This is a genomic window from Streptomyces spororaveus (genome assembly GCF_016755875.1).
Taxonomy (GTDB): Bacteria; Actinomycetota; Actinomycetes; order Streptomycetales; family Streptomycetaceae; genus Streptomyces; species Streptomyces spororaveus.
Map to the genome: position 1 here is coordinate 3,051,743 of NZ_BNED01000005.1, position 24,574 is coordinate 3,076,316.

Annotated in this window: 27 protein-coding genes and 1 tRNA gene; 14 read left to right on the forward strand and 14 right to left on the reverse strand. The window is 72.2% G+C overall.

Annotated elements, in window-relative coordinates; genetic code table 11:
- Nucleotides 1-77: 77 nt before the first annotated feature.
- Nucleotides 78-557, reverse strand: coding sequence for a response regulator (locus Sspor_RS15780; RefSeq protein ID WP_373318903.1), 480 nt, complete (start codon nucleotides 555-557; stop codon nucleotides 78-80).
- 100 nt (nucleotides 558-657) lie between these two features.
- Here Sspor_RS15780 and Sspor_RS15785 point away from each other — a divergent pair.
- Both Sspor_RS15785 and Sspor_RS15790 read left to right on the forward strand, forming a co-directional pair.
- Nucleotides 658-729, forward strand: a tRNA-Arg gene (locus tag Sspor_RS15785).
- 189 nt (nucleotides 730-918) lie between these two features.
- Entirely contained in the window at nucleotides 919-1,584 is a 666-nt protein-coding gene (locus Sspor_RS15790) for a DUF4145 domain-containing protein (RefSeq protein ID WP_202199710.1), read from the forward strand.
- 223 nt (nucleotides 1,585-1,807) lie between these two features.
- On the opposite strand, the gene Sspor_RS15795 is transcribed toward Sspor_RS15790, so the two are convergent.
- The 3 genes from Sspor_RS15795 to Sspor_RS15805 all read right to left on the reverse strand — a co-directional run bounded on the left by Sspor_RS15795 (nucleotide 1,808) and on the right by Sspor_RS15805 (nucleotide 4,136).
- Nucleotides 1,808-2,905, reverse strand: a complete 1,098-nt coding sequence (locus tag Sspor_RS15795; protein ID WP_237403879.1) for a beta family protein — start codon at nucleotides 2,903-2,905, stop codon at nucleotides 1,808-1,810.
- 141 nt (nucleotides 2,906-3,046) lie between these two features.
- The gene (locus tag Sspor_RS15800; RefSeq protein ID WP_202199711.1) at nucleotides 3,047-3,511 is read right to left on the reverse strand and encodes a hypothetical protein; all 465 of its coding nucleotides are present in this window, start codon (nucleotides 3,509-3,511) and stop codon (nucleotides 3,047-3,049) included.
- Between the two features lie 73 nt (nucleotides 3,512-3,584).
- Nucleotides 3,585-4,136, reverse strand: coding sequence for a hypothetical protein (locus Sspor_RS15805; protein WP_202199712.1), 552 nt, complete (start codon nucleotides 4,134-4,136; stop codon nucleotides 3,585-3,587).
- A 315-nt stretch (nucleotides 4,137-4,451) separates the two neighbouring features.
- On the opposite strand from Sspor_RS15805, the gene Sspor_RS15810 reads away from it, so the two are divergent.
- Nucleotides 4,452-5,438 (forward strand): XdhC family protein, encoded by a 987-nt coding sequence (locus tag Sspor_RS15810; protein ID WP_202199713.1) that lies wholly within the window; start codon nucleotides 4,452-4,454, stop codon nucleotides 5,436-5,438.
- Between the two features lie 15 nt (nucleotides 5,439-5,453).
- Here the strand turns inward: Sspor_RS15810 and Sspor_RS15815 are convergent, their stop codons facing one another.
- The gene (locus Sspor_RS15815; protein ID WP_202199714.1) at nucleotides 5,454-5,777 is read right to left on the reverse strand and encodes a plasmid stabilization protein; all 324 of its coding nucleotides are present in this window, start codon (nucleotides 5,775-5,777) and stop codon (nucleotides 5,454-5,456) included.
- A gap of 147 nt (nucleotides 5,778-5,924) precedes the next feature.
- On the opposite strand from Sspor_RS15815, the gene Sspor_RS15820 reads away from it, so the two are divergent.
- Nucleotides 5,925-6,320, forward strand: coding sequence for a DUF6479 family protein (locus Sspor_RS15820; protein ID WP_202199715.1), 396 nt, complete (start codon nucleotides 5,925-5,927; stop codon nucleotides 6,318-6,320).
- 43 nt (nucleotides 6,321-6,363) lie between these two features.
- Here Sspor_RS15820 and Sspor_RS15825 read toward each other — a convergent pair whose 3' ends face one another.
- Nucleotides 6,364-7,248, reverse strand: a complete 885-nt coding sequence (locus Sspor_RS15825) for an ATP-dependent DNA ligase (protein ID WP_202203681.1) — start codon at nucleotides 7,246-7,248, stop codon at nucleotides 6,364-6,366.
- Nucleotides 7,248-8,132: a non-homologous end-joining DNA ligase gene (gene ligD, locus Sspor_RS15830; protein ID WP_202199716.1), complete on the reverse strand. Its 885-nt coding sequence runs from the start codon at nucleotides 8,130-8,132 to the stop codon at nucleotides 7,248-7,250. Before ligD ends, Sspor_RS15825 begins: the two co-directional genes overlap by 1 nt.
- 31 nt (nucleotides 8,133-8,163) lie before the next feature.
- Between ligD and ku the strand changes: the two genes are divergently transcribed.
- Nucleotides 8,164-9,273 carry a non-homologous end joining protein Ku gene (ku, locus tag Sspor_RS15835; protein ID WP_202199717.1) on the forward strand — a complete coding sequence of 370 codons (1,110 nt, stop codon included), beginning with the start codon at nucleotides 8,164-8,166 and terminating at the stop codon, nucleotides 9,271-9,273.
- Nucleotides 9,274-9,588: 315 nt separating this feature from the next.
- Here ku and Sspor_RS15840 read toward each other — a convergent pair whose 3' ends face one another.
- Nucleotides 9,589-10,407, reverse strand: a complete 819-nt coding sequence (locus tag Sspor_RS15840; RefSeq protein ID WP_202199718.1) for a nuclease-related domain-containing protein — start codon at nucleotides 10,405-10,407, stop codon at nucleotides 9,589-9,591.
- A 186-nt stretch (nucleotides 10,408-10,593) separates the two neighbouring features.
- Here Sspor_RS15840 and Sspor_RS15845 point away from each other — a divergent pair, with 186 nt between their 5' ends.
- The 3 genes from Sspor_RS15845 to Sspor_RS15855 all read left to right on the forward strand — a co-directional run bounded on the left by Sspor_RS15845 (nucleotide 10,594) and on the right by Sspor_RS15855 (nucleotide 13,367).
- A complete protein-coding gene (locus Sspor_RS15845; protein WP_202199719.1) occupies nucleotides 10,594-11,271 on the forward strand; it encodes a hypothetical protein in 678 nt (225 codons plus the stop codon).
- Between the two features lie 84 nt (nucleotides 11,272-11,355).
- Nucleotides 11,356-12,135, forward strand: a complete 780-nt coding sequence (locus Sspor_RS15850; protein ID WP_202199720.1) for a hypothetical protein — start codon at nucleotides 11,356-11,358, stop codon at nucleotides 12,133-12,135.
- Complete coding sequence (locus Sspor_RS15855; RefSeq protein ID WP_202199721.1) at nucleotides 12,132-13,367, forward strand: histidine kinase dimerization/phospho-acceptor domain-containing protein; 1,236 nt, start codon at nucleotides 12,132-12,134, stop codon at nucleotides 13,365-13,367. Before Sspor_RS15850 ends, Sspor_RS15855 begins: the two co-directional genes overlap by 4 nt.
- A gap of 352 nt (nucleotides 13,368-13,719) precedes the next feature.
- Here Sspor_RS15855 and Sspor_RS15860 read toward each other — a convergent pair whose 3' ends face one another.
- The 3 genes from Sspor_RS15860 to Sspor_RS15870 form a co-directional block, all read right to left on the reverse strand.
- The gene (locus Sspor_RS15860) at nucleotides 13,720-13,989 is read right to left on the reverse strand and encodes a DUF8847 domain-containing protein (protein WP_202199722.1); all 270 of its coding nucleotides are present in this window, start codon (nucleotides 13,987-13,989) and stop codon (nucleotides 13,720-13,722) included.
- A 10-nt stretch (nucleotides 13,990-13,999) separates the two neighbouring features.
- Complete coding sequence (locus Sspor_RS15865; protein WP_202199723.1) at nucleotides 14,000-14,713, reverse strand: TetR/AcrR family transcriptional regulator; 714 nt, start codon at nucleotides 14,711-14,713, stop codon at nucleotides 14,000-14,002.
- A gap of 75 nt (nucleotides 14,714-14,788) precedes the next feature.
- Nucleotides 14,789-15,718: an AurF N-oxygenase family protein gene (locus Sspor_RS15870; RefSeq protein ID WP_202199724.1), complete on the reverse strand. Its 930-nt coding sequence runs from the start codon at nucleotides 15,716-15,718 to the stop codon at nucleotides 14,789-14,791.
- A gap of 168 nt (nucleotides 15,719-15,886) precedes the next feature.
- Between Sspor_RS15870 and Sspor_RS15875 the strand changes: the two genes are divergently transcribed.
- A complete protein-coding gene (locus tag Sspor_RS15875) occupies nucleotides 15,887-17,002 on the forward strand; it encodes a ferritin-like domain-containing protein (RefSeq protein WP_202199725.1) in 1,116 nt (371 codons plus the stop codon).
- A gap of 26 nt (nucleotides 17,003-17,028) precedes the next feature.
- Here the strand turns inward: Sspor_RS15875 and Sspor_RS15880 are convergent, their stop codons facing one another.
- The gene (locus Sspor_RS15880) at nucleotides 17,029-18,489 is read right to left on the reverse strand and encodes a penicillin-binding transpeptidase domain-containing protein (RefSeq protein WP_202199726.1); all 1,461 of its coding nucleotides are present in this window, start codon (nucleotides 18,487-18,489) and stop codon (nucleotides 17,029-17,031) included.
- A complete protein-coding gene (locus tag Sspor_RS15885) occupies nucleotides 18,486-19,856 on the reverse strand; it encodes an FtsW/RodA/SpoVE family cell cycle protein (protein ID WP_237403880.1) in 1,371 nt (456 codons plus the stop codon). The genes Sspor_RS15880 and Sspor_RS15885 overlap by 4 nt, the downstream gene beginning before the upstream one ends.
- A 106-nt stretch (nucleotides 19,857-19,962) precedes the next feature.
- Here Sspor_RS15885 and Sspor_RS15890 point away from each other — a divergent pair, with 106 nt between their 5' ends.
- Both Sspor_RS15890 and Sspor_RS15895 read left to right on the forward strand, forming a co-directional pair.
- The gene (locus tag Sspor_RS15890; protein ID WP_202199727.1) at nucleotides 19,963-20,370 is read left to right on the forward strand and encodes a DUF6325 family protein; all 408 of its coding nucleotides are present in this window, start codon (nucleotides 19,963-19,965) and stop codon (nucleotides 20,368-20,370) included.
- A complete protein-coding gene (locus Sspor_RS15895; protein ID WP_202199728.1) occupies nucleotides 20,370-20,846 on the forward strand; it encodes a hypothetical protein in 477 nt (158 codons plus the stop codon). Before Sspor_RS15890 ends, Sspor_RS15895 begins: the two co-directional genes overlap by 1 nt.
- 6 nt (nucleotides 20,847-20,852) lie before the next feature.
- Here Sspor_RS15895 and Sspor_RS15900 read toward each other — a convergent pair whose 3' ends face one another.
- A complete protein-coding gene (locus Sspor_RS15900) occupies nucleotides 20,853-21,305 on the reverse strand; it encodes a hypothetical protein (RefSeq protein WP_202199729.1) in 453 nt (150 codons plus the stop codon).
- 260 nt (nucleotides 21,306-21,565) lie between these two features.
- Here Sspor_RS15900 and Sspor_RS15905 point away from each other — a divergent pair, with 260 nt between their 5' ends.
- The 3 genes from Sspor_RS15905 (at nucleotide 21,566) to Sspor_RS15915 (ending at nucleotide 24,122) form a co-directional block, all read left to right on the forward strand.
- Nucleotides 21,566-22,567 carry an alpha/beta hydrolase gene (locus tag Sspor_RS15905; protein WP_202199730.1) on the forward strand — a complete coding sequence of 334 codons (1,002 nt, stop codon included), beginning with the start codon at nucleotides 21,566-21,568 and terminating at the stop codon, nucleotides 22,565-22,567.
- Between the two features lie 80 nt (nucleotides 22,568-22,647).
- Nucleotides 22,648-23,121 (forward strand): carboxymuconolactone decarboxylase family protein, encoded by a 474-nt coding sequence (locus Sspor_RS15910; protein ID WP_202199731.1) that lies wholly within the window; start codon nucleotides 22,648-22,650, stop codon nucleotides 23,119-23,121.
- A gap of 77 nt (nucleotides 23,122-23,198) precedes the next feature.
- On the forward strand, nucleotides 23,199-24,122 hold the full coding sequence (locus Sspor_RS15915) for an RNA polymerase sigma-70 factor (protein ID WP_202199732.1): 924 nt from the start codon (nucleotides 23,199-23,201) through the stop codon (nucleotides 24,120-24,122).
- Nucleotides 24,123-24,574 lie beyond the last annotated feature (452 nt).

Here is a 24,574-nt window from a genome sequence, read left to right on the forward strand (position 1 = left end):
GCCTAGGGGAGACGCACCGTCATCAGCCGAAGGGTTTCGCCATGTGAACAGAGCACGGCGCGCCCTACTGGAGGGGACTACCCCCTCCCCCTCCCGGCAGGCGCCCCTTTCCACCCGTCACGCCGGTCCCTGCCCTCGACCAGCCTGCGCACGACCTGCACCAGCTCGGTGGGCTCGAACGGCTTCGCGAGAAAGGCGTCCACCCCGGCCGCGATCCCGGCCTCCACCTCGTGCTGCGTACAGGCGCTGACGATGGCGACGGGCACGTGCCTGGTCCGCGGATCGGCCCGCAACTGCGCGGCGGCCCCGAAACCGTCCAGCCGCGGCATGACCACATCAAGGGTGATCACATCGGGACACACCTCATGCACGACGTCCAGGCACTCGGCACCATCGTTCGCGGTCACGACCTCGAAGCCCTCCAGCTCGAGATTGACCTTGATCAGCTGCCGGATGACCTTGTTGTCGTCGACAACAAGCACCCGGCCTGAGACGCCTGGCACAACTCGAGAGTAGGTCCGCGCGGGCCCCCGCGTCCGGGTTTTCGCCACTTCCACCCCCTGCGGGCGAACCACCCCCTCGTCCCCCGCAAACCCGTTCCTGATCACCCCGCGGAAGCTGGTAGTGTTCAACCCGTCGCCGCAACACCAACGACGCGCCCCCGTAGCTCAGGGGATAGAGCAACGGCCTCCGGAGCCGTGTGCGCAGGTTCGAATCCTGCCGGGGGCACTCCAGCAGAGACAGCGCGATCACGCCGCTGACCAGCTGAAGTGCCAAGCATGAAGGCCCGAACTCAGTCCCACTGAGTCCGGGCCTTTGTCGTTGTTACGCACTGGTCGCGATACAGCTGCGATAGGGCCCTGCCCGTTGCGTCAATCGCCCACAACGACATCAGGCACACCGCTAGCGTGCAGTCATATGAGCGACGCAACCCGAGTTGGGATGACTCATCCACTGATGTGCCCGCACTGCGAAAAGCCGACGCTGGCCAGGATCACCAGTGAAGCCTACGGGGGTGGCCACATCGAACCGCCGTACGTTCTGGAGCTGGCCGTTTGCGGCGTCTGTGCCGACCCCTTCCTGATGGTCGAAGAGGACTTCGGGCAGGGGTGGGACGGCGAGCCGGGGGTCATCTGGCCCAAACAACAGAGGGCTCTGAGCCCGAAGGTCCCCCAAGCTCTTCGTCGCGAGCACGAGGAGGCACGCCAGTGCTTCTCGTCCAAGGCATACACGGCAACGGCAGTCATGGTCCGCCGCACTCTTGAGGGCGTATGCATTGACCAAGGAATTTCCAGTGCCGGGAGCCGGCCCAAGCCTCTGTTCAAGATGCTTGAGCAGATGAAGGACGACGGGAAGATCGACGGCCGGCTCTTCGAGTGGGCACAAGAGCTGCGCGTCCTCGGCAACCAAGGCGCGCACTTCACCGGCACCTCGGTAAGCCGCGAAGACGCCGCCGACGGGCTCGCCCTGGCTGAAGCGCTGCTCGACTACCTGTACGTTCTCTCGGCACAGTTCGATGCCTTCAAAGCCCGGCGAGCCACGGCTGAGCAGAACAGCACGGACGAAGACGAATCCAAGGACTAGCAAAGACTCGGTGGACCACCTCGGGTGAGTTGCCGCCCCTCCGAGCGAGACCGGAACATGCCGGCCAGGGGTGGCGGAATCGGGACCGGTCGGTCGTCCGTGGCCTCCCGAGACTCTCGGCGCCTGCGGCGGGAAGTCTCCCCCGCCCCAGGCGTCCCGTTTGTCTTGAATGAAAGCCGGCCCTTTTGCGCCAACGCCAGGGGGACCGCTCCCTTCGCGGAGCTCACGGGTGTTCGAGCTGGTCGAGGCTGGATGTAACCACTGCCAGGTGATGCGAAGTTGCCCACGCCCGCCACTCCGTACCACCGCCGGCTTTGGACCTCTGTCGCATGGCGCACTCACTCAGACGTGCGTCGCCCCATGAAGTTCGCGCCCCTGTCGTAGGCCAGTACGGAGACGCGACCAGGTCAGCGCTCAGGGTGAAGAAATCATCGTTGCCGGAGCGGACTCGCGGATAGACGTAGACCTGCCAGGCATCTGGGGTCGTGTAGCGCATGTTGGGATCCGGCGTCCCACGGGATTTCGTCGGGATCCGGGGATGCGTCACACCGTAGTCGCCGAAGTCTGGCAACTTCCCATGACATCCGTTCAGGACTCGCCGCCAGAGCTGCGCATCACGCCGGGCCACCGGCGTCGCCCGCCCCCTCGGGAACCCGGTCAGGTTGACGGGAAACGCTCCGGCGGCAACACACTCACGCCGCCAGCGCCACGGCGAGAGTGCCGTGAGCGCAGCCAATGCGCGGTCGGCCAATTGATCTCTCACGATGCTGGAATCCACCGGCCCCGCATCAATGAGCAGGTCGACCTCTTCCGGATCCAGGTTCAGCACCTTGAGCAGCCCCCGGATCTGTCCGCGACCAGGAAGGCAGTTCGGCCTGTCGGCGGCAACGGACACACGCAGGCAGACGCCTCTCTGGTGCTGGGCGATCGCCTGTGAGGCCTCCACCAGGACGTCTCGGGAATCCGTGTGCCTGATAACCGGGCACATCGCCACGCCACGGAGGCCGAGAGACTCGCTGAGGCGAGCCACAGGGCCACCGGCATCGCCCTCAAGTACTCGTGCCGTGGGCAGGGCTCCACAGTCCACCGTCAGAACAGCGCCCTTCGGTACCGCGTCCATTGCGCGGTCACAGAAGGTCTCGAGAACATTCCGCACGTCCGGGTCAGGGACCAGCTCCATGACGGGGCGGATGCGTGATCGAACCGCCGGCGTGACGTGCTCAAGGGCCGAGAACTCCCCCGCCTTGCCTTTGAGTATCGGAACGTATGCCAACGGCTTCCCCCAGCGCACTCGGCACCAGCCAATGGATATCTCGCTCACTCCAAGCAGAGTGTGACGAGAACCCGCCATCTCAGATAGAGATGCAAATGGGCCATAAGGCTGATTCTCACCCAAGAGCGATGGCTCGGGCCCCGGATCACGCCCTCCGGAGTCGTGTCCGCAGATCCTCCTGGGGCGCTCTCAGTCACGGGTCAGCGAGGATCGGATGGCAGCCATGAGTTTCTGGCGGGCCTCCCGGAAGGCGCGTCGTACCTGCGCGCACTCGGCATCGTCGCGCGTGTGGCCCGCGACCACCACGTCCCGGTAGAGGAGTAGCTGGTAGGCGGCATCGCCGGCCAGCTGGGCGACCTCCGGTGTGGCCAACAGCTCCAGCTGGTACTGCTTCGCGTGCACTCCGTGGGTCAGGATGCTGCCGCGGGCAAGCTGGGCCCGTTCGTCCACCGGGAGGTGCTCCGAGCGGCTGGCGTCGCTTATGGCGTCGCGCGCCTCCGTCAGTGCTTCCAGGAACTGGGCGGACACCGTACGCAGCGTCTCCCTGTCGCGCTCACCCGTGTCCCGTCGCCAGCGCAGCCGGTCCGTGGCGAGGGTGCTGCCCACGCCGATGACCGCGCCCACCACCGTGGCGACCAACGATGTCCATTCCATGGGGTGGGAGACTACGAGCCCGCCGGGCCCGGCGGCAGAGCTCTCGCGGGTATGCGCCGGATGCGGCGGTCCTTCAGTTGTCCCGTCGGCGTCCGAGCAGGCGGCTCTGTTCCCGCTTCAGGCCCGCGAACCCGTCGCGCGCGTAAGCGGCTATCTCCTCGCTCGGGAAGGGCACCACCGACTCGTGCTGGTCGTAGTTCCCCCGCTCCCACCGGGCGGCCGTGATCTCGTAGCCGGAGACGTGTGCGCACAGTTGCAGCAGGATCGGCGGCATCTCCGGTTCGCTCAGCAGGTCGGCGTGCTTGATGACGAGGTCGCGCATCGCCTGGATGTTCGGGAGGAAGACGGTCCCGACCCACAGCCGCCACTCGGCGAGTTCCTCGTCGGAAGGCGGTGTCTCGTGCGCGAAGGGCGACCTGCCGTCAGGGCGGGCGTTGCGCTCCGTGAACGCGCCGAAGATGCGGCTGTTGGCTTCCGTGAGGGCGAACAGCCGTCCGTAGAAGTCGCCGAGTTGGTGATTCAGGCGATTCAGGCGCGCTTGGCGCTGCGCCAGGCGCAGGCCGTTGAGATAGGTGACCGCATAACCGGCGAACGCCAGCGCGATGGTGGCGACTGCTGTGGTCATGGGAGGCGATGCTACTGAGCGCGACCTCCGGGAGGGTGGGGTCTCGCGCGCGCTGATCGTGTACGCGGCCGGCGGCGGCTGATGCCGTGGCGCGAGGCGGCGCGGTGTTCGATGCCAGGAGCCGGGGCGGGCCGCCGCCCCTGCCCCCTCCCGTGCCGGATCCGGTGGTCCGTACGAGGGAGGTGGGGCGGGGTCTGTGGGATTTGGGGGGTGGGGCGGTGCGGGGTGCGTGCGTACGTTGGAGGGTGAGGCCCCATGGCACCGCTCGGCGGGTGCTCCGGGGCGGGCTCTGGCGATCGAGAAGGGGCGGCGCGGATGCGTGAGCTGGTGGAGACGGCGCGGCAGTGGGTGGCCGAGGGGCGGGCCGGGTACCTGGCCCGGCCCGTGACCGAGCAGGGGTTCGGGCCGCGGGATCCGGCCGGGGCCGTGCTCATCGATACGCGGGGGGAGTGTGTCGGCACGCTCTACCGCGGGGTCTTCGACGCCGAACTCGCCGCCGAGGTCGCCGCCCTGCCGCCCGGGGTGTCGGCCCGGGTGTGCGAGGTGTCCGTACGCGCGGCCGAGGCCGTCGAGGCGAGGCTGACCTGCGGCGGGCAGGCCGAGGTGCTGCTGCAGCCGCTCGCCGCGATCCCGGCCGAGTGGTGGGAGCTGCTGGCCGACGGGGTCGGGGTGGCGTTGGTGACCCGGCTGAACGAGGCCGCGGACCAGGCCGTCAGCGAGGTCGTACGGGCTACGGAGGCGCCCGCCGACGATGCCGGGCGGCGGGCGGGCGAGCTGCTGGCCACCCGGCGGGCCGGGCGGGACGCGCTGTACGCGGAGTCGGCGCTGGTGCTGGTCGAGGCCTTCCCGTCGGACCCGTACGTGGTCATCGGCGGCGGCGGTGAGCTCGCCGAGATCATCGAGAGGCAGGCGCTGCTGCTCGGCTGGGAGGCCGTACTGGTCACCGGCCCGGAGGAGGCCTGCAAGGCGCTGGAGGCGCGCCGGGACGCCGCGTGCCTGGTGATGCTGAGCCACGAGGAGTCGTTCGACGTGCCGACGCTGCGGGTGGCGCTGGCCCAGGAGGTGCCGTACGTCGGCGCGCTGGGCTCCCGCAAGACCACGGCCCGGCGGCGGGAGGGGCTGCTCGCGGCCGGGGTGCCCGAGGCTCTGCTGGCGCGGGTGCACGGGCCGATCGGGCTGGACCTCGGCGCCCGCACCCCGGCGGAGACCGCGCTGGCGATCTGCGCCGAGATCCTGGGGGCCCTCGGGGAGCGCACGGCCGCCGGCGCGCTGCGCGATGCCGACGGTCCCATCAACGCCTAGCGGCCGGAGGGGATTTCACATCCCGAGGGCCCGCTTGAGCTGGGTCTTGTTCATGTCGGAGCGGCCGTGGACGTTGCGGCGCCGGGCCTCGGCGTAGAGCTGTTCGAACGTGGGTCCCTGCGCGCCCGAGTGGGAGTGCAGGCCCCCGCGGCGGGACGAGGAGATGTCCTCGACGGACTCCCTGCTCGCGGTCCGGGATTCGCCGGCCCGGGCGCGTTCCTTGTTGACCGTCCGGGCGGCGATCTCCTTCGCCTTCTCCTCGGGCTCTCCGCGCTGTTCCAGGCCTTCCTTGATGTGTTCGTACTGTCGTTCGCGCTTCGGGGAAGATCCGCGGGGCATGGCCTGCCTCCTGTTCGCTCCGGCTCGTCTTCGTTGTCGTTCTCGGTTGCGTTCTCGGTTGCGTTCGAACAGGCGCCTACCCCGGATGGCCCAAGGTATCCGGGCACAGCGGCGCATACAGGACACGGGTGAGCGAAAATGGTCGGTATGGACACGACCCTGAGCGTGGACGCGACCCTCGCCGATATCGCATGGTTCCTGGTCGTCGGCATCCTCGTCGCCGGCTTCCTGCTGGGCGGCTTCCTGCTGGGCAAGAAGGTACGGGCGAAGGAGCCACCCCCGCCCACCGCCGAGAGCCAGCCTCACCTGCCGGAGGGTGGGGCCGTCTACGAGGTACGCGAGGAACGCGACTCCGTGGAGATTCCCGAAGGCGGTCTGCGGCCGCACGAGATGCAGGGCTACGGGAACTTCGGCTCCACCACCTCCACCCACCCGGACGAGGTCCGGGCGGAACGCGAGTCCGGCTACAAGCTGCCGGAGGGGCCGGGGCCGCATCCACAGCCGGGGGCTCCGCCGGACGCCGGGCGTGGCGCACACTCCTGAGGCGACCACCCCCTCGCCCTCTGACCCGTGCCTCCCGCGCGGGTCAGAGGTCCGTCCGCAGCCGGAGCACCTCCGGGGGCGGATGCCGGGTCGAGGTGTGCCGGACCTCCGCCGTGAGCGGGGGGTCGAGCGCGCGGAAGGGGACCTCCCCGAGCCCGATCGCCGTGACCGTGGCCAGGGACGGCGCGGCCGCCCCGCGGGCGGCCACCTCGGCCGCCACCTCCGCGCGCAGGGGCGCGCTGAGCGGGCTCGACACCAGCGGGGTCTCGTCCCCGACCGGCAGGACGAGCACCAGGGCGAGCGGGCGCCGCGGGGTACCGGTGTAGCCGACCACCGCCGCGTCCCGCACGTCGGTGTGCCGCAGCTTCTGCCAGCCGCGCCGCCCGGCCGGGTAGGCCTGGTCCAGCCGCTTCACGACGAGGCCCTCGATGCCGCTGGCCGGCAGGGTCTCGTACCAGGTGGCGGCCAGTTCCGGATCGGTCGTCATCGGCACCGGCTGGAGCGGCGGCCCCAGCGGTAGCAGCAGGTCGACGAGGAGGGCCCGGCGGCGCTCGTACGGGCGCGCGCGCAGGTCGAGTCCGGCCAGTTCCAGTACGTCGAAGGCCGCGTACGAGGCGGGCAGGCGCTGCGCGAGTACGGCGGCCCGTGCGGCGGTGGCCGCCGCCCGCCGCTGCACCAGGGCGAAGTCCGTGCGCCCCTCGTGCCAGACCACGACCTCGCCGTCGAGGACCGTGTCGGCGGGCAGCAGCAGCGCGGCCGCGGACAGGTCGGGGAAGGCGCTGGTCACGATCCGGCCGGAGCGCGCCTGGAGCGTCACGCCGGTCGTCGAGCGCAGCACGACGAGCCGGTGGCCGTCGAACTTCGGCTCGTACGCCAGTCCCGCCCCGCGCGGCAGGGTGCGTACGGCGGCGGCGAGCGCGACGCGGATCACGGCAGCCGCCCCGCCCGCCCGGGGTCGGTGAGCGGGCCGAACAGGTCCCCGTCGCGGGCGAGCCTCGGGGCGATGTCGTCGGCGAGGAAGACGAGCCCGGCGGCGCTCCGGCAGGACTCGACCTCCGCCCAGGACACGGGCGCGGAGACGGTCGGCCGTGCCCGGGCGCGCAGGGTGTAGGGGGCGGCGGTGGTCTTGGCGGCGGCGTTCTGGCTGTGGTCGACGAAGACCTTGCCGGGGCGGAGCGCCTTGGCCATGCGGTGGACCACCAGGTCGGGGAGCTCGCGCTCGGCCTCCTGGGCGAGCTGCTTCGCGTACGCGGACACCCGCTCGGACGGGGTCGGCTCCAGCGGCACGGCCAGGTGCAGGCCCTTGGAGCCGGAGGTCTTGGCGTAGGCGGGCAGGCCGTCGGCCGCGAGCCGCTCGCGCAGCCAGAGCGCGGCGGCGCAGCACTCGACGACGGTGGCGGGCGGGCCGGGGTCGAGGTCGAGGACCATCCGGTCGGCGCGGGCGGGGTGCCCGGCGGTCCACTGGGGGGTGTGGAACTCCACGACGAGGTTGGCGGACCACATGAGGGTGGCCAGGTCGGCGACGACCACCTGGGCGGCGGAGAGGTCCTCGGAGCGCGGCACGGGGGTGGTCCTCACCCAGTCGGGCGTGCCGGGCGGCGGGTTCTTGGTGAAGAACAGCTGGCCGTCCGGTCCGTCGGGATAGCGCAGGAAGGACACCGGCCGGTCGTGAATGTGGGCGAGCAGCGGGTCCGCGACGGTGGCGTAGTAGTGCAGCACCTCGCCCTTGGTGAAGCCGGTCTCCGGGTACAGGACCTTGTCGAGATTGCTGAGCGCGATGCGACGGCCCTCCACCAACGTGATCGGCGTCATACGATGAGACTGCCACGAAACAGGAGGAACCGTGCGATCCATTTGGAACGGGGCGATCTCCTTCGGCCTGGTCAGCATCCCGATCAAGCTCGTGAACGCCACCGAGAGCCACTCGATCTCCTTCCGCCAGATCCATGTGAGCGACGGCGGACGCGTCCGCTACCGCAAGGTGTGCGAGCTGGACGGGGAGGAGGTGCCGAGCGCCGAGATCGGCAAGGGGTACGAGGAGGCCGACGGGTCGATCGTCCCGATCACGGAGGAGGACCTGGCGCAGCTGCCGCTGGCGACCGCGAAGACGATCGAGATCATGTCGTTCGTACCGGCGGAGGAGATCGATCCGCTGCAGATGGACGCGGCGTACTACCTCGCGGCGAACGGGGCGACGGCGGCGAAGCCGTACACGCTGCTACGGGAGGCGCTCAAGCGGAGCCAGAAGGTCGCGATCGCCAAGTACGCGCTGCGGGGGCGGGAGCGGCTGGGCATGCTGCGGGTCGTGGACGACGTGATCGCGATGCACGGGCTGTTGTGGCCGGACGAGATCCGGGCGCCGGAGGGGGTGGCTCCGGAGGCCGAGGTGTCCGTGCGGGAGGCCGAACTCGACCTGGCGGACGCGCTGATGGCGACGCTGGGGGACGTGGAGATGACCTCGCTGCACGACGACTACCGGGAGGCCGTGGAGGCGATGATCGTGGCGAAGTCGGGTGGGGCGTTCGAGCCGACGGAGGCCGTGGTCGAGCCGGCCGGGGGCCAGGTGATCGACCTGATGGCGGCCTTGGAGAAGAGCGTGCGGGCGGCGAAGGCTTCCCGGGGGGAGGCCGATACCTCCGGTGAGGCGGAGGCTGAGGTGACTCCGATTCGCCGGAAGGCCGGAGCGGGAGCGAGGGCCGGGGCGGGAGCGGGCGCGGGGGCGGCCGCGCCGAAGGCGGTCGGCGGGAAGAAGTCGACGGCGGCTTCGGCCAAGAAGACGGCGGCTTCGGCCGGGACGAAGAAGAAGACCACCAGCACCGCCGGCAAGTCGGCGGCGGGTAAGTCGAGTTCGAAGAGCACGGCGAAGAGCACCGCCAAGACGGCGGCGGCGAAGAAGACCGGTGCGGCGGCGGCCAAGAAGGCGGCGACCCCGCGGAAGCGGACCTCCGCCTGAGCCGGGGGGAACGGCACGGCGAAGCGCCGCGCCGCGCGGGCGGAACCGAGCGGCGCGGGCGGAACGGCGCGAGCGGGGCGAGCGGGCGGGCCGGCGCGAGCGGACGGAGCCCAGCAGCGCGGACACCCAGCGGCGCGGGCAGAGCCCAGCGGCGCGGGCAGAGCCCAGCGGCGCGGGCAGAGCCCAGCGGCGCGGGCAGAGCCCAGCGGCGCGGGCAGAGCCCAGCGGCGCGGGCAGAGCCCAGCGGCGCGGGCAGAGCCGAGGCCTGCTGCCCGCGTCTTCCCGGGGCCCTGGCTTCGCCCCGGGCTCCGTGCCTCACACGTCGGCTCGGCTGCGGCGGGGGAGCCAGGTTGTGGTGTCGCGGGCCTGGGCGAAGAGGGCTTCGACTTCCGGGGGTTTGAGCGTCGTGGGGGATGCCGTGAGGCTCGGGGTCGCCGTCGGGGGCTGGAGGACCCGGATGTCACGGACCGTCGGGGCCGTCTCGACCCGCGAGGCGTCGACCACCGCCAGCGCCGGGGTGACCTTGGCGCCCAGGGCGGCCGTCGCGGAGGCCGCCGCGCGGCGGATCCAGCGGGGGTCCGGGCGGGGTTCCGCGCGGCCCACCGTGAGCAGGAGGTCGCCGATTGCCGCGCGCTGGCGGCGGCCCGGGACCGTACGCACGCAGAAGATCCCCGCGGGGCCGATCAGCAAGTGGTCGATGCGGCCCAGGCCCGGGAGCGGGACGCAGTGCAGGATCCGCCAGCCCTCGGGTTCCAGGGCGTCGAAGGCGTCGCCCATCCGCTGCTGCGCGGTCAGGTCCTGGCGCAGCCGGTGCCGGGCCCTGGTACCCGCCGGGCCGTGTTCCAGTTCGCCCAGCAGGGTCTCCCCCGGGCGGTTCGGTGCCAGGTCCGCGTCCGGTGGCAGCGCGAGACGGCGCAGGTCGGCGGCGGTGGGGACCGGGGGCGGGCCGATCGAGACGGTCCCGCTCAGATAGGGGCGGAGCACCGCCACTATCGCCTCGCGGTGGTCGTCCGCGAGGACGCTGATCCGGTTGGCCTGCCGGTCGTACCAGCCCACCGCCTGGCCGTCGGGCAGGTTGACATACAGTCGGCCGCGGCCGGGCCGGCCGCTGGGCAGTACCTTGAGTCCGCGCATCGCCCTCACCCCCGCCGTCCATGGGAGCAGCCGGGGCGCCGCAGGGCAATCCCTCGGATGTGTAACGACTCCGACGGAACGTTGCGACTCTGCTGTTACACGAACGGGGGGCTGCCGCAACGGCCGGGCCCTAGGTTTGATCCACCTGGATGGCCCAGGCCCTGACCGGCATCGAAGGACTTCCCCGTGAGCACCGTCAGCCGCCGCACTCTCGTTCGCGCCGCCGCCGTGACCGCATGCGCCGGAAGTCTGCTGGCGCTGCCCACCGCCGCCGCCCTGGCCGAGGGAGTGCCCGCGGCCTCGTCCGCGCACTCCGCGCACTCCGCGGCCCCGCGGTCGATCCTCCTCAAGAGCCTCTCGCTGGCGGACGGGGTCTCGACGGCGAAGCTCTACCGCATGGCCGACGGCGCCTACCGGGCCGAGATCCTGGCGGCCGACGGCACCAAGGCGGCCACCCTGACCAGCCGTGACGGGGTCACCGCCGTCGGCGGCTCCGGGGACCTGCACGCCTCGCTGGACTCATCCGGCCGCCTGTCCTCCTGGATGGGCGGCGTCCCGGCCCACGGCGCCGACCACACCGTGGCGGGCGACGGCCACAAGACCGGGACCCGTACCGAGGCCCGTACCGAGGCCAGCGGCGACGCCCGCGCCGGACATGTCGTCCCGGCCTCCGTTCCGCGGAACGCGGCCACCGGGGACTCCCGCGTCGTCGCCGACGGCTCCAGCGGCGGCCGTCGGCTGAGTACGCTGGCCGACGGTCCGGGCGACGGTGTGCTGCTGCTCGCCGCGGCCGGCGGCATCGCGGCCGTCGGCGCCGCCGGGCTCGGCTTCGCCATGCTGCGCCGAGGCCGCACGGACAGCTGAGACCGCAGGTGAAACGGATGTACCTCCGCATATGGTTGACGTGATCGGCCGTCGGCGTAGCGCGGGCAGAAGGGCACAGGGGTGGTGAACACGTTGCGCTTGCGTACGGCTGCGCGCACGCTGCTTCCCCTCTTCCCGCTGGGTGCGCTGCTCGCGGGCTGCGGGGACACCGGTGGGCTGGTGAGCGCCGGGTCCACGCCGACCGCGAGCGGGCCCGTACATCTGTGGCCCGACCGCCGCGGGGCCTCCGTACCGCCCGCGGATCCGGGTGGGGCCCCGCCCGAGTACGTCAAGGGGATCCCGCCGGTCCGCGACCAGGACGTGCACGCCGTCGACCCCGTCGCCCTCGTCCAGGCCGAGCTGCGCGCCCATCCGGACACCGAGGTCGGCGCGGACGGGATGCCGCCCCGGACGGCGGCCGCGATCCAGGAGTGCGCAACGGACCAGGCCGGGCAGGCGGAGCAGGACCCGGAGGCGTGCCCGGTGCTGAAGCCGTACTACCGGGACCTCACGGGCAACGGCAAGGACGAGCTGATCGTCGGCATCGAGTTCCCGGACAAGATGATGTCCGTACGGGTGTACACGACCGACCCCGGCGGGCGGCTCAACCGGATCATGGCGACCACGGAGACCGTCATCTCGGTGGAGCTGGCCGGGCGGGACGTGATCCTCAAGGTGCCCAGCGGCAACCGCGGCTACGAGCTGATCACCGCCTGGTCCTGGGACGAGAGGCAGCTGACCATGCTGCCGACGCGCGAGCAGATCGTACGGGTGCCCGGCAGTCCGGCGCCCGGCAATCCGGCCCCCGGAAAATCGCAGGCCCCGGGCGCCCGGGAGCCCGCTCCCGGGCCGGGCCGGCCATGAGACCCGTGCGGCTGCCCTCCTGGACGGCCACGCTGACCTGGAAGTCGGCGTGCTTCATCGTGGTGATGTGCTGCTCGCTGGCGGCCGTGCTGGGCGCCCTCGTCCATGTGGAGGTGACCCGGCAGACGGTGGCCACGGCGCGGGAGAAGGCCCTCGGCAGACTGCTGGAGGTCTCGCGCGCGTACGAGGCGGGCGAGCCCCTGCCGCGCGGTGCCTGGCTGGATCCCGTCGGGCTGCCGCCGGAGCTGCGGGCGCTCGCCGTCAGCGGGCGCCGGGGCACTCTGGTGGCGGACCACCGGGGCCGCCCGACCATGTGGGCGGCGGGACCGGCGGACGGCCGGGCGCTCGCGACCGTGGTCGACTACGGGCAGAGCGCCCGCACGATCAGCGGGCTGGACAACGCGATCATCGGGTCCTCGCTGCTGGCGATCGGCGGCACGCTGCTGGTGGGCGCGTTCGCGGTGACCCGGGTGACCCGGCGGCTGCACCTGACGGCGGCCGTGGCGCGGCGGATCACCCAGGGCGACCTCGACGCGCGGGTGGACGACCCGCGGACGAGGACCCCGGCGCGGCACCAGGACGAGGTGGCGACGGTGGCCGCGGCGCTGGACACCATGGCCGGGAGCCTGCAGTCGAAGCTGGAGAGCGAGCGGCGGTTCACCGCGGACGTGGCGCACGAACTGCGCACACCGCTGACGGGGCTGCAGGCGGCTTCGGAACTGCTGCCGGAGTCGCGGCCGACGGAGCTGGTGCGCGAGCGGGTACGGACGATGCGGCAGCTGACGGAGGACCTGCTGGAGATCTCCCGGCTGGACTCGGGCAGCGAGGTGGTGGAGAGCGACCTGCACCAGCTGGGACGGCTGGTACGGCGGGTGGTGCGGGCGTCCGGGACGGACACGGAGGTGGTGGTCGTCCGGGACGCGCATGTGGAGACGGACCGGCGAAGGCTGGAGCGGGTGCTCGGAAACCTGGTGGCCAACGCCCACAAGCACGGGCGGCCGCCGGTGGTACTGACGGTGGACGGGCCGGTGGTGACCGTACGGGACCACGGGGACGGGTTCCCCGAGTACCTGGCCGCGCACGGCCCGCAGCGCTTCCGCAGTGGGGGCAAGGGCCATGGTCTGGGGCTGACGATCGCCGTGGGTCAGGCGAGGGTGATCGGGGCGCGGCTGGAGTTCCGCGCGGCGGAGGGCGGCGGCGGCCTGGCGGTCCTCACCCTGCCGGGCCACTGACCGCGGACCCGGTGCCGACCCGGCCGGTCGGCCGCGGTGCCTACCCGACCGGGCGCGGCCGGGCCGCGGCGCATGCCGGGGGCGCGGCCGGGCGGGACGCACACCCGGGGCCGCGGCGCATGCCGGGGCGCGGAGGCGGCAGCGTGCCGCGCGGGCCGCGGCCGGGACCGGGCGCGCGCCGGGGCGTCTCCTCGGACGCCGAACGCGACGAGGCGTCGGACTGCCGGGCGGCAGTGCGTTCGGCGCCCTGCGGGGAGCGCCCCGGCACACACCCGGCCCCGGCCTCCCCACCCCGGGTATGACACCCACCCGGCCGGGGGCACGAAAGTCGGGCCATGCTCGCCTCGACGGCTCAGGGGCGTGGGGGCCTGGTCCAGGGCCAGCGGATCCTGGGCTTGGTGCCTTCGGGGAGGTAGGTGTACTTCCAGCCCTTGTGGAGGCCGAGCCGCTTGGTGTGGCCCGCTGTGACGCGTTCGTACAGCAGTACCGTCGGCGGGCCGCCGTCCGGGGCCGGGACGGGGATCTCGTACCACTTCGGGGGGTGTCCGGTCGGGCCGAGATGGACGGGGAGGACCTGGCCGTCCATCGGGCCGCCCTCGAACGGGGTCGGTTCGCTTCTCACCTCACCAGTGTCACAGCAGGTGGACGGCCTCGGACACCACCGGGATCACACGGCGGGCCAGGACCCCGACCGGGCCGTCCGCCGCTTCCAGGGCGAGCGCGGCCCTGGCGGCCGCGGCCGTTTCCGGGTCGGTGGCCGCGGTGGCCGTCAGCAGGGCGATGAACTGGTCCAGCAGCCAGTCCCGGAGGTGCTCCACCTCGGGCTGCTTGCCCTCGTCGATCCATATGAGGGAGGCCGCCTCGACGGCGGTGATCCAGGTGCGGACCATCATGCGCAGCCGGGGGCCGGGGGCCGGGACGCCCAGGTGGAGGAGGATCTGCTCGGCCGCGGCCCGCCGGATGCCGTCGACCGTCGCCGTCGTGCGGGAGGTCTCCACGACGCTGCCGCCCTGGAGGAGGGCGGCGAAGCCGGCGTCGTGTTCGTCGACGAAGGCGAGGTAGCGGTCCAGGGCCCGGGACAGGCGGCGGGTCAGGGGCCCCTGCTGGGGTTCGGCGAAGCACAGTTCGAGGACGTCGGCGGCCGAGCGGAGGGCGGCCTCGTAGAGCTGCTGCTTGCCGCCCGGGAAGTAGCGGTAGACGAGCGGGCGGGACACCCCGGCGGCCTCGGCGACTTCGTCGAGCGAGACGTCCTCCGGTGCCCGGTGCGCGAACAGCGAGAGGGCGGCGTCGAGGAGTTGGGCTCGCCGCTCCTCGACGCTCAGCCTGCGGTACGCGCGTACGGTCATGTCCGCAGGGTAGCCCCGCGGGCGCCGCACGAGTGGGTCTCCTGTGGATCAGGCCCGGTCCGGATGCGGGGTGCCCTACGCCAGCAGCCCCGAGCTCTGCCAGAGCCTGCGGCCGACACCGCGCAGCACGCCGATGTCGTCGAGGAAGTCGGTGAGCCGCTTCGCGCCGCTCTGCATGACCTCGCGGCGGTGGCCGCTCGCCTTGACCTGCGCGACGGCCTCGCGGCGGTCCAGGCCGATGTTGTCGTAGACGGCCGGGTTCACGAAGGCGAGCGAGAAGACGCGGGCGGCCTCGCCGCAGCTGATCCGGGTGAGTTCCTGCTCCCAGCGCGGGGCCGTCAGCATCTGGCGGCGCAGTTCCTCGCGGGCGTACCGGACGTGCCGGGCCTCCTCGATGACGTGGATCCGGGTGACGCCGCGGACCAGCGGCTGGACGCGCTCGTCCGGGAAGGTCAGGCGCTGCATCCAGTCGAGGATCTCCTCGCCGAGGAGGGTGCAGGCGAAGGAGCCGGGGGTGGTGGAGACCGTCTTCAGGATCCGCGCGAGGTTGTGGTTCAGGCGGGAGACCGGGTACTCGGGGGCGCCGGCCTTCTTGATCATGCGGGCGAACATCATCGAGTGGCGGCACTCGTCGGCGATCTCGGTGAGCGCGTAGCGGACGTGGTTGCTGGTCAGGGACTTGTCGTAGATGTGCCGGACCATGAGCTGCATGAGGATGATCTCGAACCAGATGCCGAGCGAGCCGAGCGCCGCCGCCTCGTGGCGGGAGAGGTCGATGCGCTGCTCCTCCCCCATCTTCTTCCACAGCGGGGTGTCGTAGAGGGAGAGAAGTTCCGGCGGCCAGTAGTACTTGCCCTCGATCGCCGGGGCGTCCCAGTCGAGTTCCTTGTCGGGGTCGAAGGAGTGCTTGGCCGAGGATTCGAGCAGTCGCTCGGCTATCTGCTCGCGGTCCTTGAGCGGGCCGAGGGCGTCCTCCAGCGCAGCGCGTTCGGTCACGGTCGTCATGGGTTCGGACACCTCGTGGTCGGGTTGCCGGCGGTCGTCTCTTATGAGACTGCCTGTCAGCAAGGTCGTCAATCCCTCGCGCACGACTTGTTGACCCCGTGTCTACCAACGTGTGACGCTGCCAACTGTCCGGTCCCACACGGCAGTACGTGCGACGAGGGGGCGTCAGTGTCGACGCATGAGCTCTACACCGCGCATCCGGGCGAGCCGCTCTGGCAGATCCCCGCCACCGGCTCGGCCCGCTTCAACTGGGAGTACGCCGAAGGCCGCGAGCGGCTCCTGGCCCTGTACCAGAAGGGCAAGGACAAGCAGTGGGACGGCGGCAAGCGCATCGACTGGGACATCGAGGTGGACCCCTACGATCCGCTCGGCACCCCCGAAGAGACCCTGCCGCTGTACGGGACGCGGCACTGGGCCAAGCTGACCGCGAAGGACAAGGGCGAGCTGCGCCGGCACTACGCCTCCTGGAACTTCAGCCAGTTCCTGCACGGCGAGCAGGGCGCGATGGTGTGCGCGGCGCGCATCGTGGAGTCGGTGCCGGACCTGGACGCCAAGTTCTACTCCGCCACGCAGACCATGGACGAGGCCCGGCACGCCGAGATCTTCGGGCGCTTCCTGCACGAGAAGATCGGGATGCTGTACCCGATCAACGACAGCCTCCAGGGGCTGCTGGGCGACACCCTGCGCGACTCCCGCTGGGACATGCCGTACCTGGGCATGCAGGTGCTCATCGAGGGGCTGGCCCTGGCCGCGTTCGGGATGATCCGCGACACGACCACCAAGGCGCTGCCGAAACAGCTCCTGGCGTACGTGATGCAGGACGAGGCCCGGCACGTGGCCTTCGGGCGGATGGCGCTGCGCGACTACTACAAGCAGCTCACCGACGCCGAGCTGCGCGAGCGCGAGGAGTTCGTGATCGAGGGCTGCTACCTGATGCGGGACCGGCTGCTGGGGGTGGAGGTGCTGCAGAACTTCGGCATCGCGCCGAAGGAGGCGCAGCTGCTGAGCGAGCAGTCGGAGTTCCTGCACCTGTTCCGCAGGCTGCTGTTCAGCAGGATCGTGCCGTGCGTGAAGGACATCGGGCTGTGGGGCGAGCGGCTGCAGCGGGCCTACCTGGACCTCGGCGTCTTCGACATGGGCGACTCCAACCTGGACCTGCTGATGAGCCAGGACGAGGAGATCGCCGAGGCCCTCGACCGCGAGCGGTTCGCGCAGGAGGAGTCGGCGCGGGTGGCGGAGGTCGAGGCCGCCATCTCGGACGGGGCGGACACGGACGCCCCCTGAGCGCCGTCCGGGCGGCGCGGCAGGCCTCAGCCCGTGGCCAGCGCCGCCTCCATCACCGCCCGCGCGATCGGCGCCGCCGCGCCGTTGCCGCTGATGTCGCCCCGGTCCGCCGACGCGTCCTCGACCACCACCGCGACCGCCACCTGCGGCAGCGCCGTGCCCTCGGCCCTGGCCCAGGAGATGAACCAGGCGTACGGGGTCCCCGCGTTGCCCACCCCGTGCTGGGCGGTGCCCGTCTTGCCGCCGACCACCGCGCCCGGGATCGCGGCGTTGCGGCCCGTCCCGTTCTCCACCACCTTGACCATCAGCTCCTGCAGCCGGAGGGCGGTGGCCGGGTTCATCGCCCGGCCCAGGCTGCGCCGCTCGCCGCGCCGGACCTGGGAACCGTCGTCCTGGGTCGTCCGTTCCACCAGGTAGGGGCACGCGAGCTCGCCGCCGTTCGCCACCGCCGCCGCCACCATCGCCATCTGCAGCGGTGTCGCCGTCGTGTTGAACTGGCCGATGGAGGAGAGGGCCAGCTGGTCCTGGCTCATGTCGGTGTCGAAGTTCGACCGGGACACCCATGAGGGCACCTTCAGCCCCTCGGAGTTGAAGCCGAAGCGGCGTGCCGCGTCCACCATCCCGCGCAGCCCGACCTGCACCCCGATCTTCGCCATCACCGTGTTGCAGGACCACTGCACCGCCTCCGCCATCGAGGCGTCCTCGCAGCCCGTGCCCGCGTTCGGCAGCAGGGTGCTGGTACCGGGCAGCGGGTAGGGGTCGGGGGTCCTGGTCGGCGCGTCGACATCGGTGACCACGCCCGCGTCGAGGGCTGCCGCCGCCGTCACGATCTTGAAGGTGGAGCCGGGCGGGTACGTCTCGCGCAGCGCCCGGTTGAGCATCGGCCGGGCGGGGTCCGCGTTCAGGGCGGACCAGGCCGCTTTGACCTTCGTACCCGTGCCGGAGAGCGCGGCAGGGTCGTACGAGGGGCTGCTGACCAGCGCGAGGATCCTCCCGGTGGCCGGCTCCACGGCGGCCACCGCACCGCGCTTGCCCGCGAGCCCGGCGTACGCGGCCCGCTGCATGCCGGAGCGCACGGTGGTGGCGGCGTTCCCGCCGGCGGGGCGGCCGCGGGCCAGCTCGTACCAGAGCGGGAAGGCCGAGAGCCCCGGGTCGGTTCCCGACAGGACCGCGTCCTCGGCGCGTTCCACGAAGCTGGTCCCGTAGATCTGGGAGGAGAAGCCGGTGACGGGCGCGTAGAGCGGGCCGTTCGTGTAGGTGCGCTCGTAGCGCAGCAGCTGGCCGCTGTCGCGGGAGCCGGTGACGGGACGCCCGTCGACCAGGATGTCCCCGCGGGGCTCGGCGTAGCGCTCGATGGCCGGACGCTTGTTGGCCGGGTTCGCACCGTAGGCGGCGGACTCCCAGACCTGTACGCGGGCGAGGTTGACCAGCAGGGCGACCAGCAGGAGGGCGCAGAAGTACGCGCACCAGCGGATGTAGCGGATCACTCGGCCGGCTCCTTCGCGGGGCGGGGTCTGCGGGCGCTGTCGCTGAGCCGGACCAGCAGGGCGACGATGATCCAGTTGGTGACCACGGAGGAACCGCCCTGCGCCAGGAAGGGCATGGCCATGCCGGTGAGCGGGATGAGGCCGGTGACGCCGCCCGCGATGACGAACACCTGGAGCGCGACGATCGAGGCCAGCCCGGTGGCGAGCAGCCGCCCGAAGGGGTCGCGCAGGGCGAGACCGGCACGGAAGCCGCGGGCGACGAGGAGCCCGTAGAGCAGCAGGATCGCGGCGAGGCCGACGAGGCCGAGCTCCTCGCCGGCGGTGGCGAGGATGAAGTCCGACTTGGCGGCGAAGCCGATGAGGAAGGACTGGCCGTGGCCGAGTCCGGCACCGAGGAGGCCTCCGGCGCCGAAGGCGAAGAGGGACTGGGCGAGCTGGCCGGGGCCTTCGCCGCGCTCGATGGAGGCGAAAGGATTCAGCCAGTCGTTCACCCGGCTGTGCACGTGCGGTTCGAAGGTCTCGACGGCGTACGCGCCGAGGCCGGCGAGCAGGAGTCCGATCGCGATCCAGCCGATTCGCCCGGTGGCGGTGAACAGCATGATCACGAACAGTCCGAAGAAGAGCAGCGACGTGCCCAGGTCGCGCTCCAGGACCAGCACGCCGACGCTGATCAGCCAGATGGCGAGGATCGGGCCGAGGACACGGCCGGGAAGCAGGCGCAGTTTCCAGAAGAGCCGGCGCCCGGTGAGGGCGAGCGCGGTGCGGTTCGCGGCGAGGTACGAGGCGAAGAAGACCGCGAGCAGGATCTTGGCGAACTCCCCCGGCTGGAAGGAGAGCCCGGCGAACCGGATCCAGATGTGCGCGCCGTTGACCGCCGGGAAGAAGACGGGGACGAGCATCAGCGAGAGGGCCACCGCGACGGAGAGGTACGCGTAGCGCTGGAGCACCCGGTGGTCCCGGAGCAGCGCGACGGCCAGCACGAACAGCGCCACGCCCAGTGCGGACCACAGGAGTTGGTCCCCGGCGGTGAGGTGTCCCGGGGTGGTCACGTCGAGGCGCTGGATCAGGACGAGGCCGAGGCCGTTGAGGAGGACGGCGATGGGGAGCAGGAGGGGATCGGCGTACGGGGCCCGCAGGCGGACGGCGAGGTGCGCGAGGAGGGCGGCGGCGCACAGGCCGGTGGCGTAGCGCGCGGCGGTGCCGGGGACGTGGCCGGTGGTGGTGAGGCCGACGTGGAGGTGACCGAGGACGGAGATCAGGACGGCTCCGGCGAGGAGCGTCAGCTCGGTGCCGCGCCGCTTGGGGGCGCCGGCGGCGGGGGGTGGGGGCGGGGCGGGCTCCGCCACCTTTGCCGTCAGAGCGGTCATACACGGAAACGTAGCAAGCAGACGGATGATATGTCCGCTTATGTCATAGTGTGCCGAAGAGTCGTCAAAAACGGTCGGAACTGTCGAAAGTAAGGAGCCGAGGGGCATGGGACCTGTGGAATTCATCGTCCTCGCCTTCCCGGAGGAACAGCTGCGGGCCCCGGCGGTCGAGGCCGTGATGGGACTGCGCAAGACCGGGGCGGTCCGGCTGATCGACGGGATCGTGGCGACGAGAACGGCGTCGGGGGACGTGCTGGCGGCCGAGTTCGACGAGTACGTGGAGCTGCACGGCCTGCTGACGGGCCGTGACGTGGCGCGGCTGATCGGACCCGAGGACATCCAGGAGGCGGCGGGGCTGCTGGAGCGCGGGAGCTGCGCGCTGCTGCTGGTGGTCGAGCACCTGTGGGCACAGGACGCGGCCGTCGCGGTACGGGCCGCGGGCGGCCGGATCGTCGGCTCGGTCCGCATCCCGCCGGACCGGGTTCCCGAGGACCCGCGGGCGGGGGTGGTCTGATGTTCATCCGCCCGATGGGAGTAACGGTCCGCCCGGCGGACCGGCCGGCGGGGCACCCGCTGCTGCGGGGCCTGCTGGCACGGGCTTCGGGAGCCGCGGAGCCGGCGACGGCCGACGCCGCGGGGGCCGTGTCCCCGGCGGCCCCGGCGGCCCCGCCACCGCCGGGCCCGGTGCGACCGCCGGGCCCGGTGCGACCGCCGGGCCCGGTGTACCCGGCCGAGCCGCCGTCCGGGGCCTCCCAGGAACCCCCGGACCTGCCGGAGCCGGCCGAGCCGGAGCCGGCGGCCGCGGCGGCGGAGGCCCTCGCACCGGACCACACCGCGGCGGCCGGGGCCGCCGGAGCTGCCGGGGCTGCCGGAGTGGCCGCCCCGGCCGGTCTGGTGGCGGAGCTCACCCAGCTGGCCGGCCTGGCCCGCGAGGGCCTGCTGACCCCCCAGGAGTTCACGACGGCCAAGGCCCGCCTGCTGCGCGGCTGACCCGCGTCAGCCGGGCGGATCCGTCCGTGCCCGGCGCCGCGCCTCGGCCGCCCCGGCGCCGGCGCACACGGCCGCGGCCAGCGCGAAGCCCAGTACGGCCGGGTTGACGTATCCGGGAACGGACTCGGCGGCGTAGCTCCCGCCGCCCGTCATCTCGCAGACGAACCGCAGCGGTACGTAGTCGACCGTGTAGTCCACGACGTGCGACGCGCGCTCGTCCTGGCCCGGGGTGCGGCAGGGCAGGATCGGCGACGACCCGGCGCCGCCGTCCTCGGCGGCCAGGACCGCACCCGCCACATGCAGCAGCCCCCAGGCGTAGAGGCCGACCGCGCAGGCGCCGAGGAGGACGGCCAGGGTCCGGTGCCACCTCAGCCTGCCGAGGGTGGCGATGCCGTAGCCGAGCAGCCCGAGCGCCAGCAGGGGCAGGATCGGGAGCAGCGGGAGAAGCAGGAGCGCCATCCGCGCAGTCCAGCAGCGCGTGAGCGCGACTGCCGTGACGGAGCCCACAGTTCCCTCAACAGCACTGTCACAACGCCCGCGTGGCTGGCGGCCGGGGCCCTGACCGCGCGGACATGCGTCCACGAGGACGGGTTCGACGTGGCCAACGTCCGCGCGACGGGGCGGCCGGAGCGCGTGGCCTTCGAACAGCCGCGGGCCGTGGGCCGTTCGGTTCGGCCGTAGCGGCCCGCGGCCCCGCGGCGGCTGGTTGACTACGGCGCATGGAACTTCCCCGTACGGAAGGCGCGGCGCCCCCCTTCGACCCCGAACTGGGCCGCGTACTGGCCGCTCTGGGCGGCGCCGTCCACGATCCGCTCACCCCCGCCAACCTCGCCGCCCGGCAGGAGCAGGACGCCGCGACCCGGCCCCGGCCGACGGCCCACGACCTGCGCGCCGACGGCCTCTTCGAGGTGGCCGAGCTGCGCGTACCGGGGCGGGACGTCACGCTCGTGAGCGCCCGGCCCGCCGGAGCCGCGGGCCCGCTCCCCCTGCTGTACTACATGCACGGCGGCGGCATGGTCATGGGCAACGCCCCGTCCGTACTGCCGCAGCTGCTGCGGGAGTGGGCCCTCCCGCTCGGCCTGGCCGTCATCTCCGTCGAGTACGGCCTGGCTCCCCGGGCGCAGTACCCCGAACCGGTCGAGGACTGCTACGCCGGCCTCGTCTGGGCGGCCGGGCACGCGGCCGAACTCGGTATCGACGCCGACCGGATCGTCATCGGCGGCAAGAGCGCGGGCGGCGGCCTCGCCGCGGCGCTCGCCCTCCTCACCCGCGACCGCGGCGGCCCCGCCCCGATCGGCCAGCTGCTCCTTTGCCCGATGCTCGACGACCGCGGCACCAGCTTCTCCAGCCGTCAGATGGACGGCATCGACGTCTGGGACCGCACCTCCAACGCCACCGGCTGGAAAGCGCTCCTCGGCGACCGGTTCGGCGCCGAGGACCTGCCGGCGTACGCCGCCCCCGCCCGCGCCACGGATCTGTCCGGGCTCCCCCCGGCCTACATCGACGTCGGGTCCGCCGAGACCTTCCGGGACGAGGACGTGTCCTACGCCGACGCGATCTGGAGGGCCGGAGGCCAGGCCGAACTCCACGTATGGCCCGGCGCCTTCCACGGCTTCGACAGCCTCGCCCCCGAGGCGGCTCTCAGCCAGGACGCGCGCGACGCCCGTACCCGCTGGCTCCGGCGCGTCCTCACGCAGCCCGCGAAGAACGAGGAGACGTAGGTCACACACGCCGGTGTCACAGGCGGTCGGGCCACCTCGTCTCAGGGGTACAGCCAACGACGACCACCGAGGAGCACACCATGGCCGCGCGACGTGACCTTTTCGCCGACCCGACCACCGGCAAGGCCCTGAAGCACCTGATGTCGGCCGGCAAGGTGATCAAGGAGTCGCCGCTGCCGGCCGCGACGCAGGAGCTGGTGTCGCTGCGCGTGAGCCAGATCAACGGCTGCGCCGTCTGCCTCGACATGCACACCAAGGAAGCCACCGCCGCCGGTGAGACCCCGGTACGGCTGCACCTGGTGGCGGCGTGGCGGGAGGCGACGGTCTTCACCGAGGCCGAGCGCGCCGCGCTGGAACTGGCGGAGGAGGGCACCCGGACCGCGGACGGGGCGGGCGGGGTGGCCGACGAGGTGTGGGCCCGGGCCGCCAAGCACTACGACGAGGGGGAACTCAACGCCCTGGTGCTGCTGATCGCCCTCATGAACATGGCCAACCGGATCAACCTCATCACCCAGCAGCCGGGCGGCGACTACGTGGCCGGGCAGTTCCGCTGAGCGGCACCGGTGAAGGCTTGCCCTTCCCCACCGTCATGCCGATGATCATTTAGGGCCACCCGGGGAGGGAAGCCGACGTGAACAAGGTCGAGGAGTTCGAGGACCTGCGGTCACTGCTGTTCTCGATCGCATACAGGATCCTCGGCAGCGTGAGCGAGGCCGAGGACGCGGTACAGGAGACCTGGCTCCGCTTCGACGCCTCGACCACCCGGCCCGAGTCCACCAAGGCCTTCCTGTCGACGACGATCACCCGGCTCTCGATCGACGTACTGCGCTCCGCGCGGGTGCGGCGCGAGGCGTACGTCGGGCCGTGGTTCCCCGAGCCCCTGCTGAACGATCCGTACCAGGACCCGGCGCGGTCGGTGGAGCTGGCGGACTCGGTGTCGATGGCCGCGCTGCTGCTCCTGGAGCGGCTCAGCCCGCTGGAACGCTCGGTGTTCGTCCTGCGGGAGGTCTTCGCCTTCGGCTTCGACGAGGTCGCCACGGCGGTGGGCCGCTCGGAGGCCGCCTGCCGACAGCTGCTGGTCCGGGCACGGCGGCACATGGAAGCCGGAGAGCCGCGGTTCCGGGCGGACCGTCAGGAACGGCGCGAACTGGCGACGCGGTTCCTGGACGCGATGAAGGACGGCGACGTCGGCGGGCTGCAGCGGCTGCTGGCGGCCGACGTCCAACTGGTCGGGGACGGCGGCGGCAAGGCCCCGCAGCTCGCCAAGGCCATCGTCGGCGCGCAGAACGTGGCTCGCCTGCTCACCTCGGTCTTCCCGTGGCTGATCCGGCTCGGCGTGACCACCGAACCGCACGACGTGAACGGCGAGCCGGGCGCGATCGCTCGCGACCCGGACGGCAAGGTGCTCCACGTCCTGGCCTTCGAGTTGCTCGACGGCCGCGTCCGGACCATCCGCTCAGTGGTCAACCCGGACAAACTGGCCCACCTGGGCCCGGTGGCCGACGCCTGGGCGATCGACCGCACCCTCCGCGAGGCCCGCCGCGGGGGACGGTAGCGGGGGCGGGGGGCGGGGGCGCGGGCGCGGCTTCGGGGCTGATCCGCGCGTGCGGGGTCGGTTGGTGGGGCGGTGGCTGCGGAGGGGCTGTTCCGCTGGGGCGGTGGTCAGTGATGTGTATGGGGGTTTCCCGTCAGTCTCATCGTCTCTCCGTGTCGGGCCGGTCCCTCAAGGGCGCTCGTTCCTCGCGTCGCTTCGCGATGGCCTGACGGCCACCCTTGACCGACCGTCCCGCCACGGAAATCCGAAGACTGCCGAGAAGCCCCCAAAAGAACGAGCCGGTCCAGGCTTTGAAGGACGGGGCGGCCAGAGACCCCCTGCCCGGACGGGGGCAGGCACGCTCCCGAGGCGGGGCCCATGGCAGCGGCCTGCCGGGTCGGGGGAAGCGCCCCACATCGCTACGCACTCCCCATCTCTCAGCGTCTCCAGTCCGTCTTGGGCTGGACATAGGC

What these genes read in the sequence shown, in the direction of transcription:
- Sspor_RS15890 (WP_202199727.1), top strand. Translation starts at nt 19,963, where the DNA reads ATGGGACCTGTGGAATTCATCGTCCTCGCCTTCCCGGAGGAACAGCTG.
- ligD (WP_202199716.1), bottom strand. Translation starts at nt 8,132, where the DNA reads ATGACGCCGATCACGTTGGTGGAGGGCCGTCGCATCGCGCTCAGCAAT.
- Sspor_RS15800 (WP_202199711.1), bottom strand. Translation starts at nt 3,511, where the DNA reads ATGGAATGGACATCGTTGGTCGCCACGGTGGTGGGCGCGGTCATCGGC.
- Sspor_RS15900 (WP_202199729.1), bottom strand. Translation starts at nt 21,305, where the DNA reads ATGGCGCTCCTGCTTCTCCCGCTGCTCCCGATCCTGCCCCTGCTGGCG.
- Sspor_RS15790 (WP_202199710.1), top strand. Translation starts at nt 919, where the DNA reads ATGAGCGACGCAACCCGAGTTGGGATGACTCATCCACTGATGTGCCCG.
- Sspor_RS15905 (WP_202199730.1), top strand. Translation starts at nt 21,566, where the DNA reads ATGGAACTTCCCCGTACGGAAGGCGCGGCGCCCCCCTTCGACCCCGAA.
- Sspor_RS15865 (WP_202199723.1), bottom strand. Translation starts at nt 14,713, where the DNA reads ATGACCGTACGCGCGTACCGCAGGCTGAGCGTCGAGGAGCGGCGAGCC.
- Sspor_RS15820 (WP_202199715.1), top strand. Translation starts at nt 5,925, where the DNA reads ATGGACACGACCCTGAGCGTGGACGCGACCCTCGCCGATATCGCATGG.
- Sspor_RS15815 (WP_202199714.1), bottom strand. Translation starts at nt 5,777, where the DNA reads ATGCCCCGCGGATCTTCCCCGAAGCGCGAACGACAGTACGAACACATC.
- Sspor_RS15870 (WP_202199724.1), bottom strand. Translation starts at nt 15,718, where the DNA reads ATGACGACCGTGACCGAACGCGCTGCGCTGGAGGACGCCCTCGGCCCG.
- Sspor_RS15855 (WP_202199721.1), top strand. Translation starts at nt 12,132, where the DNA reads ATGAGACCCGTGCGGCTGCCCTCCTGGACGGCCACGCTGACCTGGAAG.
- Sspor_RS15805 (WP_202199712.1), bottom strand. Translation starts at nt 4,136, where the DNA reads ATGACCACAGCAGTCGCCACCATCGCGCTGGCGTTCGCCGGTTATGCG.
- Sspor_RS15840 (WP_202199718.1), bottom strand. Translation starts at nt 10,407, where the DNA reads ATGCGCGGACTCAAGGTACTGCCCAGCGGCCGGCCCGGCCGCGGCCGA.
- Sspor_RS15885 (WP_237403880.1), bottom strand. Translation starts at nt 19,856, where the DNA reads ATGACCGCTCTGACGGCAAAGGTGGCGGAGCCCGCCCCGCCCCCACCC.
- Sspor_RS15895 (WP_202199728.1), top strand. Translation starts at nt 20,370, where the DNA reads ATGTTCATCCGCCCGATGGGAGTAACGGTCCGCCCGGCGGACCGGCCG.
- Sspor_RS15810 (WP_202199713.1), top strand. Translation starts at nt 4,452, where the DNA reads ATGCGTGAGCTGGTGGAGACGGCGCGGCAGTGGGTGGCCGAGGGGCGG.
- Sspor_RS15910 (WP_202199731.1), top strand. Translation starts at nt 22,648, where the DNA reads ATGGCCGCGCGACGTGACCTTTTCGCCGACCCGACCACCGGCAAGGCC.